We start from the raw sequence: 11,532 nt of genomic DNA, 5'->3' as shown, positions 1-11,532 counted from the left end.
AAAACTGTAAAGCGTATATTGCAAGAACGGACTGATCGCTATAAGTCGGAACTGACCGACTCAGGCTCTAGTTACACGTTTGGCAACAAGACATTAACAGAGTGCGAATTAGTCCTTGACTATGTTTGACTACATTTTAAGGAACAGTTAATTGCCTTGGCGATTGGTGTGGCGGCACGTTGTGATGGTTGTATCGGTTTTCATGTTCGAACCTTAGTCAAAATGGGCATGACCCTACGGGAACTGGAAGAAGTTTTAGGCGTTGCCGTCTATATGGGTGGAGGACCTTCATTGATGTATGCCGCAAATGCCCTAGAGGCATTTAAAGAGTTTTCCAGCTGATTGAATCGTTTAGTAAATGGAGGCTGAAATGAGTCAGCACTGGAATGAATTGTATGCCCGGACGCAAGATCTGTATGGCACAGCAGCAAATCTTTTCATTCAGCAAATTTCGGACAAAATCCGAATAGAGGGTAAAACACTGGCAATTGCTGAAGGTGAAGGACGGAATATCTTATACCTGGCTGAGCGGGCAAGACAGCAGGGTTACCCTTTTTCAGCGGAAGTCTGGGATTATTCTGATGTTGCTTTGACGCATCTGTCCAGCAAGGCTGAAGCCCAAGGGATAAAAGTTGAACTTAAACATGTTGATTTAACAGTAGCTCAATGGCCATCGGAGTTTTATCAAAATGTGATCTGTGTATTTGGTCATTTCGATATAGAAACACAAAAACAGGTTTTAGAAGGCATAAGAAAATCCTTGCTCAACGGTGGATGGTTTATTGGTGAGCTATATTCAAAGGAACAGATCGACTATAAAACTGGTGGTCCTTCAAATGTCGAATATTTATACGATCCTCGTTGCATTCTAGAAGTCTTCGGACAGGACCACATCCATCACTTTTATGTCGGGGAGCAAGAAAGGCAGGAGGGAAAATTACATTGTGGTAAATGCCATGTTATTCAATTTGCGATACAAGTGAGGAAGTAGAGCATAAGTGAATTTAATACATTTTGCTGACGATAAGGTCCTGCATTCTCATCATCAATATTTTTAGGGGGGATTACCATTACCGTAAAAATTCTCATTAAGACTAGGGAATGTATCTTTTTACTGATCTGTACCTTTTTTAATTTTCCTCTGTTCTTTAATTTAGTACCATCAATATAACTTACGCTGACGAGCTGGATTCACTGAATGAAGTATATGGAAATCAGAGATTTGATTGAGGCTGAATTGAAAAAATACAGTTCTAATCAAATGATTCCATCGGAACGTTACTTGGCATTAAAGTTTAACTGTTCAAGGGAAACAGTGCGTAAGGCTTATGAACAGCTTCGTGCCGAAGATAAAATTTACAAACGGCAAAATCTCGGCTGGTTTGTGAGTAATAAAAAAATTCAATACTATCCAAACTCAATTGAAAATTTTCGTTCTTATATGAAGGCACAGGGTTTTAATGCCAGAACAGAACTGATCTCGACCAGACAGCTGGAGCGATTTGATCACAGTGATGTTTTTAGTGAAGCAACGAGAAGACTCGGCTTTATTGAAATTATCCGTTTACGTTATGCTGATGATGTCCCGGTACTCCTTGAATACAATTATCTGCCTGTTGCGCTATTTCCAGATGTGCTGAATTATGACGTGATTACTTCGGTCCAAGATGTCATTAAAAATCACTTTGATTATGATTATACGAGTAGTCAGTTAAAAATTAAAAATACCGGTGTCTCTCATTTTGAGAGCCAATATTTAGGAATTCCTATAAGCCAAACAGCAACTTACATTGAACGTATTTCAAAATCAAACGATCTGGTGATTGAATATGACATCGAAATCTGGTCTCAGGACAAAATTGAAATGACCCTAGATATTCACGCATAAGCTTATATTTATCTCCAATCCATTCAAATCCTAAAAACTTCTGTGTTTTTAGGATTTTTTATTTTTAAAATAATTTTAATTATTAAGCATTCTATTTTTATATTTAAAAGGCTAAACTTGCCTCCAATTTAATACTGGTATGTACCACTTAATTTTGGGACAAACCTTAAATATTAAATGTATTTGAAAATACTGTGTAGATGTTTGCTTAAATGATGACTCTCCATTACCACATGATGATCTGGCTCAGGGATATTGATAATGACCACAATGACTGATGATTTAGGTCATGGTATGGGCAATGCCTGGGAAAATAAAGACTGGGCACATATTTCTGATCCAGAATTACAAAGCCTGCAGCAGCAGTATTCCTGTTTACAAGGTCATATTCAGATTTTGTGGTGTAGTCCACGGCCATTTTCATCTGCAGTATTGGTTAAAGTAGAGCAGGATCTTGTGAGCAGGGATGAAATAGTCGCGCATCAGTATTTGATTAAGCGCAGCCATTGTTCCTTTCGTCGTGCCCGCGATATTTTACAGGAGCATGCCGTTCTTCAGCATTTAGCTAGCAAAGAAATTCCTGTTGCAGCATTGATTAGCTCAAATCAAGGTCTGACCGCTTTAGAGCTAGGTGACTGGACCTATGAAGTCTATGCAAAAGCAGCCGGCTTAGATCTGTATGCAGATCAGCAATCCTGGAAACCTTTTTTCTATGCTGAACATGCTGCGAAAGCGGGGCAATTACTGGCAAGCTTACATATGGCCATGCAGGATTTTCCTGAGCGGCAAGGCCGATCAGCATCTTATTTATTGTCCAATCAGCAGCTTTTAAACAGTGAAAATATCGTTACAGCCATTCAACGGCGCATTGTAAACAGTCCAGAATTAAGCCGTTACTGTGCCGACAAAAATTTAGATCCTTACTTTTTAGATCAAATCTTACAGGTTCACCAGCGTATTCAGCCTGTATTGCAACAGGCAAGCAGAATTTGGACCCATAACGATTTACACGCTTCTAATCTATTTTGGTCAGCACCGGATGCCAAAGCGGAGATTACTGCCGTAATTGATTTTGGTTTATCTGACCGAAATTCGGCACTTTATGATCTGGCTGTGACGATTGAACGTAATTTCATTGATTGGTTGGAATTAAAGCAGAACCCACATATTCCGATTGATGAAGCCGGTTTAACCGCTTTTCTCCATGCTTATTTTTCCGAGATACATCCACAAGAAGATTTTAGTATTTTGCCAGAACTGCTGAAAATCGTGCATCTGGATTTCGCTTTTTCAGAGCTGGAGTATTTTGTGGGCATTACCCACAACCTCAACCATGCAGATGCGGCTTATTACGACTGGATTATCGGTCATGTGGACTGGTTCTTTGGCGAACAAGGCCAACAATTTACCCAGACTTTAACCCGGCTCATTCAACACGAATTGCACTCTTCTTAGTTGCTCTCTAAACCCGGCATCATCACCCACTTCACAGACATAAGGTTTCGTATGAACACTCGTCAACTCAAACAGAATGTATTAATCCGATCTTTAAATATGATCATTCTGTCGCAGCTGTGTTTAGTCCCGCTGACTTATGCTGAAGACGATGTTCAAAAGCTTGACACGATTGTCATCAAAGCCGATCAAAGCATCCCTTACTCAAGTACCAAAGTGAATGTTGAGGGTTTTGCTACGGACAGTCTGCAAAAAATACCTGCATCGGTCTCTATCGTGACTGCCGATCTCATTGCTGAACAACATGCTCGCGTGCTGAGCGATGTGGTAAAAAATGATGCAGCCATCGGTGATGGCTATGCCGCAATTGGCTATTATCCAAACTTTGTCTCGCGTGGCTTTGCACTCGATTTGGCATCTAGCTACCTCATTAATGGCAATGTGATTCGTGGTGAACAAAACGTCGCACTTGAAAATAAAGAACGTGTGGAAATTTTAAAAGGCATGTCCGCGATTCAAAGTGGGATGTCGACCCCGGGTGGGGTTGTGAATTATGTCACCAAGCGACCGAAAGATATTCAGGCACTGACATTCTCGGCCGATCAACACGGCCAGTTTTCAGTGGCAACTGATCTCGGTGGTTTTTGGGGTGATGAGCAACAATTCGGATATCGCATCAATCTGGTGAATGAACAGATGGAGTCTTATGTCGATCATGTCGATGGTGAACGCTATCTAGCGGCATTGGCCTTAGATTGGAAAACATCTGAGCAATCCAAATTAGAATTTGATCTTGAAGCACAGCGTTCCGAACAAAAATCAGTGCCAGGTTATCAATTACTGGATGGTAAAGTCCCAGAAAATGTGAAATGGGACCGATTGCTGGGTTATCAGACTTGGGGCAAACCGGTCACGATCGATAGTCTGAATAGCAGTTTAAAATATAGCTATGCATTGAATGATGACTGGAACTTGGGACTCGTTGCAGCACACAGTAAATCCAGAGTTGATGACTATTCAAGCTTTGCTTATGGTTATTATCGGGAAGGCTGTCTGGAAGAGTATTCTTGTAACACGTTTGGTAAAGCTGGCGAGTATGATATTTATGATTTTCGTAATCCGGATGACACCTTTAAAACCAATCAATTTAAAGTCAAATTGGATGGGGTGATTGATACCAATTGGGTACAACATCACCTTAACTTTGATTTGACTTACACCGATAAATCTAGAAATCGTTACAACGGTATAAACCAGTACATAAATTCAGAAGACTATGTTGGTAATATTTACCAAGATACCTACGACAGGATCCCAGAAGAAGGAAATCTAGGTCCTTATTTTAAAGCTTTAGATAGTGAACAGACTGCTTTTACGGTTTTAGATCGTATTGAGTGGAATGAGAAATGGTCTACTTTGATTGGTGGAAAATGGATCGAGCTTGATGAACAAGCACATGCTTATGATGCAGAGGGTAAGCAGGTAATAAAAGTTCGTGATACGGATTTAGGCAAATTTTTACCACAGTTTGCAGTGAGTTATAGCCCGGTAGAGTCAACAACTCTGTATGCCTCTTATGCCAAAGGTTTGTCAGATGGAAAGACAGCGCCTTGGTTTGCAGAGAATGCTGCTGAAACTCTAGCGCCGATCTATTCAGAGCAATATGAAATTGGCCTAAAACAACAGATCAAGCAGTTTTTATTGACTGCCTCGCTATTTGATTTACACCAAGACAACCAATATAGCAAGCCGATTTCAGGACTTCGCTATTTTGTTGCGGAAGGCGAACAACATAGTCAGGGTCTGGAGCTCGGACTGAATGGTGCATTAACCGATCATCTGGCCTTAACTTCATCTTTAGCCTTGACTAAAGCCCGTTTAGAAAATGTAGAAGCGGTTGAATATGGCAATCATCAGGCGCAAAACGTGCCAAAAGTTCGTTTCGCAACACATCTTCGCTATAACGTACCGAGCATTGCAGGTTTCACTGTTCTGGCAGGTGGTCAATACAGTTCCAGCAAATATGCTAACAAAGAGGGTGCTGCGAAAGTCGCAGGTTATAGTGTGGTTGATTTAGGCGCTGCTTATCAATTTAAGCTAAATACGACCGATGCATTGCTACGCTTGAATATTAATAATCTGTTCAACAAGAAATACTGGCGTGATGCAGGTGAATTTTTGGGTGACGATTATTTATTCTTGGGTTCGCCGCGTACAGCAACCTTGTCATTCAATCTGAACTTCTAAATTGGCTGCTTAATCAGGTTATATTGCTATGGAAAATATAGAAATTGCAGCGTTCATTTTAAATGTTTTAGGTGTCTGGTTGACGTCTAAACAATATAAAGCCTGCTGGGTAGTGAATATTGTCGCTGTATTTCTGTATATCATTATTTTTTATCGTGTCAATTTATTTGCAGACGCAGCATTACAAGCCGTATTTATCTTGATGCAACTCTATGGCTGGTATAGCTGGTCGAAGAAAGATCAAGACCAGGATCTGACTGTACAGATTGGCTATTTGAATAAAAAAATCTGGGTATATAGCCTGATTGTGGGTATTGTCGCTGGTCTGGTGATTGGTGCCTTATTTGCTCATTTCACCGCAGCGTCACTACCTTGGTTGGACTCCATGTTAGCCTCTTTTAGCTTGGTGGCAAGTTATTGGGCGGCAAAAAAATATATTGAAAGCTGGGGCTTGTGGTGTGTTCTAGATGTGATTTATGTCGGTATGTACACCCATAAATCATTGTATTTAACCGCCATGCTTTATTTTATTTTTATTCTTCTGGCACTCAATGGCTGGAGAATGTGGCGAAATCTTTATAGAGTGAAATTATCTTAAAATGACACTATTGCAAATAGAAATTTGAGGTGATGCTCTTTCCTTTAAAAAAAGTATTTATAGACTAAAAACTTTATTTGAATTGGCCGCAGCTTGAAGATGTTGCTGATATTTTGTGAAAGCTAGCTACCATACATTCAAAGCGAACCGAAGTTCGCTTTGAATGTATTTCACTTCTTAAAAGAACCCGGCTGGTTTGGTCGAATAGCTGACTAGCAAGTTTTTAGTCTGCTGATAATGATCCAGCATCATTCTGTGATTCTCACGCCCAATCCCTGATTTTTTATAACCACCGAAAGCCGCATGGGCAGGGTAGATGTGATAACAGTTAGTCCAGACCCGACCTGCCTGAATAGCACGGCCTGCACGGTAAGAGGTATGCGCTGAGCGTGACCAGACACCGGCACCGAGTCCATAAATCGTATCATTGGCGATCTTGATCGCATCATCGAAGTCTTTGAAGGTGGTCACAGCCAGTACAGGCCCGAAGATTTCTTCCTGGAAGGTCTTCATGTCATTGGTGCCTTTAAAGATAGTCGGCTCAATATAGAAACCTTGCCCCACTTCCTGACGTGCTTCACCACCAGTCAGGATCTGTGCGCCTTCTTCACGACCAGTGGCAATACAGCCCAGAATCTTGTCCTGCTGTTCCTGTGAGGCTTGCGCGCCAATCATGGTGTCAGTATCCAGCGGATGCCCGGTTTTAATCCGTTTCACCCGTTCAACGGCACGCGCCAGAAATTCGTCAGCAATACTTTCCTGGATCAGCGCACGCGATGGACAGGTGCAGATTTCACCCTGGTTCAGGGCAAACATGGCAAAACCTTCCAGCGCTTTGTCCAGATAATCGTCTTCCTGATCCATGATGTCAGCAAAGAACAGATTTGGTGATTTACCCCCCAGTTCCAGCGTCACCGGAATAATATTTTCGGTGGCATATTGCATGATCATCTGACCGACGGCGGTGGAACCGGTAAAGGCAATCTTGGCAATGCGTGGGTTGGTGGCTAGCGGGCGACCGACTTCAACCCCATAACCATTGACGATATTCAGGACACCCGGTGGCAAAATATCCTGAATCAGTTCAGCCAGCACCAGAATGCTGACCGGAGTCTGTTCTGCAGGTTTCAACACAATGCAGTTGCCCGCAGCCAGGGCAGGTGCCAGTTTCCAGACAGCCATCAGAATCGGAAAGTTCCACGGGATAATCTGACCCACGACGCCCAACGGCTCATGAAAATGATAAGCAATCGTATCTTCATCAATTTCGGAAATGCCGCCTTCCTGCGCACGAATACAGCCGGCAAAATAACGGAAATGGTCAATAGCCAGCGGAATATCGGCAGCCAGCGTTTCACGGATCGGTTTGCCGTTATCCCAGGTTTCTGCCACTGCCAGCAGTTCCAGATTTTGTTCCAGACGATCGGCAATTTTCAACAGAATATTGGAGCGGGTGGTCGGCGATGCTCTGTTCCATTGTTCTTTGGCTTTGTGCGCTGCATCCAGGGCCAATTCAATGTCTTCTACAGAAGAACGCGGAACCTTGGTAAAGACTTTGCCATCTACCGGAGAGATGTTGTCAAAGTATTCACCTTTGACCGGAGCGACCCATTCGCCGCCAATAAAATTCTCGTATTGTGCTTTAAAATGAACTTTTGAATCAGGTTGATTAGGATCGACGTAACGCATATGTATTTCCTTTGCTTATTTTCGTATGGCAAAACCGCTTCTACAGCTTTGGTATAAGGTACTTCTGCATCTTATTTGATTAATATAACTGGTATAAGGTTGGAAAAAGGTTGGAGCTAGCATGTTCACGATATTTTCATCCATTTTAAAAAAATAACGATTACAGCGGATGTAAATCATGAATTGTTGTGAGAATAAGGAATGATGACAAAACAAGATTTGATGGAAAAAAGGCACAATACTGATCAGCTTCGGCAAAACAGCAGTTTGTCTCCCTTACATGCAGAACAGCTGGGACAGAGTATTGCCAGCTCCTGGCAACGTTCATCCTCGGCTGAAATCCCGAAGAATCGTTTAGCAGCACCGCTGACGGATTTAAAAAAGACCACTTCTTCCTCAACTTTAGCCCAAGCCCTGCAACATTGTGCTCAGGATTTAAAACATATTGCCGAGCAATCTTCTATGGTGCTGGCGGTCGGAGATATCGGCAGCACCATCATTTGGGCAGCTTCTAGCCCACAAATGCAAAGTGCCGCAGAAAGTGTACATTTTATTGAAGGTGGGCAATGGCGCGAAGAGCTAGTCGGAACCAATGCATTGGCATTATCCTTAAAAACTCAACAATCCAGCTGTGTCTTTTCCAGTGAACATTACATGTCCTCCATTCATGATTGGGTTTGTTACGCTGCCCCGATTATTGATCCCTATTCAAAACAGGTCTTAGGTGTCATTGATCTGTCGACTACCTGGCCAAAGCATAACAGTTTAGCACTACTAGCTGCGGAGCGCTGTGCTACGATCATCCAGTCGGCTCTACTAGAATGCCAGAAGCAGCGCCTGTTTATTCGAGCTTTTTCAGTACCTCAAGTGCTGTTTAATGGCAAGATGCTGGTTCTGACTCCTCGACAGATTGAAATTCTGACCATTCTAGCCTTATGTCCGCAGGGTCTGAGTCTAGATACATTGCATCAAGCCTTATATGGCGAGCGCAAGGTCAGTATGGGTACTTTAAAAGCAGAAATGTCACAATTACGCGATTTATTAGGTGGTATGCTGGGTTCCAGACCCTATCGTTTATTGGCGCATGTAGAGGCTGATTTTTTAATGACAGAGCAATCTTTAGATGCTGGGTATATCGATTCAGCCTTGAAATTATGTACCGGCGTATTTCTGGCCAAAACAGAAAGTCCATTTCTATGCGCCTGGAGAGATTGTCTGGAATCACGCCTGAGCGATGCCATTTTCAAGGCTAATGAAACCGATGTCTTGCTGAAACATGTGGCACATTTTCCTGAAGCGATTGATGCTGTAGAACGCCTGATTGAACTGATGCCCAAAAACCATCCCGTTCATCAGACTCTGTTAAAATATAAAAATCTTTAAAGCTGATGTAACTGTCGGTACAAAGCTAAACAGTTAAAATAGGAATATTCTGGAATATTAAGTATTATCCTTGCTTACTGTGAGTTTACTTATTAATTTAGACTGAACCTGATCCTAAAATTTTTATCAGTGGCTACCCAGTTTGCCGTTTGCCTAGATGCTTGATATCAGCTACGCTCACCTTCATGTCATTTGAAGGACGCGCAGTTTATTCCTCAGGGATCAAATATAATCGTAAGATAATACGCTATGAAATTTTATTTGTGGCTAGAACGGGCTAAAAAAATAGTGGCATTTTTCTACCATGGGATTAATGTCGATATTCATAATGAAGGGGACTTCATAAAAAAGAAACACCCCCCGCTTTTATCCTCTTATGAAGGCAAAAGGATCAGCCAGGAACAGGAAAATGCATGTCTGCTCTTGGCACACTTCCTCAGGAAGTGAAACAGGGGCTGTTAAAAATGTAAGTCAGATGCTTGGAGAGAAGACTTACATTGAGGCACTACATCGCCGCTTTAAAAATATCTACCACTTGGGCATGGCTGGCTTTACGTGGATTGGTCAGCATGCAGGCATCTTTTTGTGCATTTTCCGCCATGATGGCCAAGTCAGCTTCTTTTACATTCAATTCCGTCAGCCCAGATGGAATACCAATTGAAGCCGAAAGCTGACGAATGGCGCCAATCGCTTCATAAGCTGCTTCAGTTACGGTTAAGCCTTCTGTATTCACCCCCATCAATTGGGCAATTTTGGCATAACGTTCAGGACAAGCAATCAGGTTAAATTCACAAACATGGGGGAGCAGAATTGCATTACAAACACCATGCGGCAAGTTGTAGAAGCCTCCGAGCTGATGTGCCATCGCATGCACATATCCTAAAGAGGCGTTATTAAAGGCCATTCCGGCAAGATATTGAGCATAGCTCATGGCATCCCGTGCTTCTAGATTATCCCCATTCGCCACTGCGGGACTGAGCCATTCACTGATCATGGTGATCGCCTTTTCTGCACAGGCATCAGTGATGGGATTAGCAGCCGTAGATACATAGGCCTCGACCGCATGTGTCAGAGCATCCATCCCTGTTGCCGCAGTCAGGCCGGCAGGTTTGGCCAACATCAGTTTAGGGTCATCAATCGCAATGAGTGGTGTGCAACGCCAATCTACAATCGCCATTTTCACATGGGTATCGGTATTGGTAATGATACAGAAACGTGTCATCTCCGAAGCCGTCCCTGCCGTGGTATTGATTGCAATCAGTGGTGTCATCGGAACGGTACTTTTATCAATCCCTTCATAATCACGGATATGTCCGCCACCTGCAGTGACCAGACCGATGCCTTTGGCACAGTCATGTGATGAGCCCCCACCTAACGATACAATAAAATCACAGGCATTTTCATTATAAGCTTCAACTCCATGATGCACGTTAATATCAGTTGGATTGGGTTCCGCACCTGGGAAAATATAACTGTCAACACCTGCCTCTTTCAAATAATCTGCAATATCATCTGCAACACCAAATTTAAACAGGCCAGCATCAGTTACAATCAGTGCTTTCTTGGCGCCTAAATTTTGTGCTTTTATCCCGATTTCTTTAGCACAGCCCGGACCAAAAAGTGAAACGCAGGGAATATAAAAACCGTTAGTTTGATCTGCAATATTTTTAAAAGCCATGGGGTGATTCCTTCTACCATTGATTGATTATTTTATCGGTGACCCTCACCGTAATATGAGTATTGGATGAAGCTAAAAAGAATCCTACCTACCAAATACCTACCAATTTAAATTTCTGATTCTAGCCAAAATAATGCATTTGAGGTATTTAAAAGCAGATTGGCAAGGTTTAGCAGATACTGGGTAGATTGGTTTAATAAAGGGCGTGTGAATAGCACACTAGGCTGTTTACTACTTTCTGATTTTAAATAAATACTAAAATGCTTTATTCATTTTTAAGATAAAGATAAAAAGTACGGGGCTTAGAAATACCCATAGAGCCACAAAGCTGATACTGTAGCTAAACTGGGTCCGTAATAAAACTGAACCGTACCGGGTTTGTCGGAGAGTCAATATTCTGAGAGACTATTCCGATGAAAAAACCAAACTATACCCCTGAAATCAGAGAAAGAGCGGTTCAATTACTAATTGAATCTGAAAAAGATTATCCATCGAATTGGGCTGCGATCACCGCTATTGCTCCCTGAGCAGTATACTGCGCAAGGGTTGTACTCCTGAAACACTACGTGTTTGGTATCAAAAATACTTAGATAA

Annotated in this window: 8 protein-coding genes and 2 pseudogenes; 8 read left to right on the top strand and 2 right to left on the bottom strand. The window is 42.2% G+C overall.

What is annotated here, in order from left to right; translation table 11 throughout:
• Positions 1-141: 141 nt before the first annotated feature.
• The 6 genes and pseudogenes from FTT75_RS14705 to pnuC form a co-directional block, all read left to right on the top strand.
• A pseudogene (locus tag FTT75_RS14705) lies at positions 142-342 on the top strand (carboxymuconolactone decarboxylase family protein); the annotation flags it as partial.
• Between the two features lie 28 nt (positions 343-370).
• On the top strand, positions 371-991 hold the full coding sequence (locus FTT75_RS14700; protein WP_005093755.1) for a class I SAM-dependent methyltransferase: 621 nt from the start codon (positions 371-373) through the stop codon (positions 989-991).
• Positions 992-1,198: 207 nt separating this feature from the next.
• Complete coding sequence (locus FTT75_RS14695) at positions 1,199-1,888, top strand: GntR family transcriptional regulator (protein WP_005093757.1); 690 nt, start codon at positions 1,199-1,201, stop codon at positions 1,886-1,888.
• 261 nt (positions 1,889-2,149) lie between these two features.
• Positions 2,150-3,343, top strand: coding sequence for a phosphotransferase enzyme family protein (locus FTT75_RS14690; protein WP_005093759.1), 1,194 nt, complete (start codon positions 2,150-2,152; stop codon positions 3,341-3,343).
• Positions 3,344-3,394: 51 nt separating this feature from the next.
• A complete protein-coding gene (locus FTT75_RS14685; protein ID WP_180186766.1) occupies positions 3,395-5,590 on the top strand; it encodes a TonB-dependent siderophore receptor in 2,196 nt (731 codons plus the stop codon).
• A gap of 28 nt (positions 5,591-5,618) precedes the next feature.
• Positions 5,619-6,188, top strand: a complete 570-nt coding sequence (pnuC, locus tag FTT75_RS14680) for a nicotinamide riboside transporter PnuC (RefSeq protein WP_180186764.1) — start codon at positions 5,619-5,621, stop codon at positions 6,186-6,188.
• 177 nt (positions 6,189-6,365) lie between these two features.
• Here the strand turns inward: pnuC and FTT75_RS14675 are convergent, their stop codons facing one another.
• Positions 6,366-7,877: an aldehyde dehydrogenase family protein gene (locus FTT75_RS14675; protein ID WP_004281961.1), complete on the bottom strand. Its 1,512-nt coding sequence runs from the start codon at positions 7,875-7,877 to the stop codon at positions 6,366-6,368.
• Positions 7,878-8,078: 201 nt separating this feature from the next.
• Between FTT75_RS14675 and FTT75_RS14670 the strand changes: the two genes are divergently transcribed.
• Positions 8,079-9,260, top strand: coding sequence for a hypothetical protein (locus FTT75_RS14670; protein ID WP_004647792.1), 1,182 nt, complete (start codon positions 8,079-8,081; stop codon positions 9,258-9,260).
• A gap of 505 nt (positions 9,261-9,765) precedes the next feature.
• Here FTT75_RS14670 and FTT75_RS14665 read toward each other — a convergent pair.
• Entirely contained in the window at positions 9,766-10,938 is a 1,173-nt protein-coding gene (locus FTT75_RS14665; RefSeq protein WP_004733137.1) for an iron-containing alcohol dehydrogenase, read from the bottom strand.
• Between the two features lie 413 nt (positions 10,939-11,351).
• Between FTT75_RS14665 and FTT75_RS14660 the strand changes: the two are divergent.
• Positions 11,352-11,532: pseudogene (locus FTT75_RS14660) on the top strand (IS3 family transposase); the annotation flags it as partial.

Source organism: Acinetobacter sp. YH01008 (assembly GCF_013420435.1).
GTDB lineage: Bacteria > Pseudomonadota > Gammaproteobacteria > Pseudomonadales > Moraxellaceae > Acinetobacter > Acinetobacter pseudolwoffii.
The sequence above is the reverse complement of the archived record's forward strand: the minus strand, read 5'-3'. Positions and strand labels throughout refer to the sequence as shown.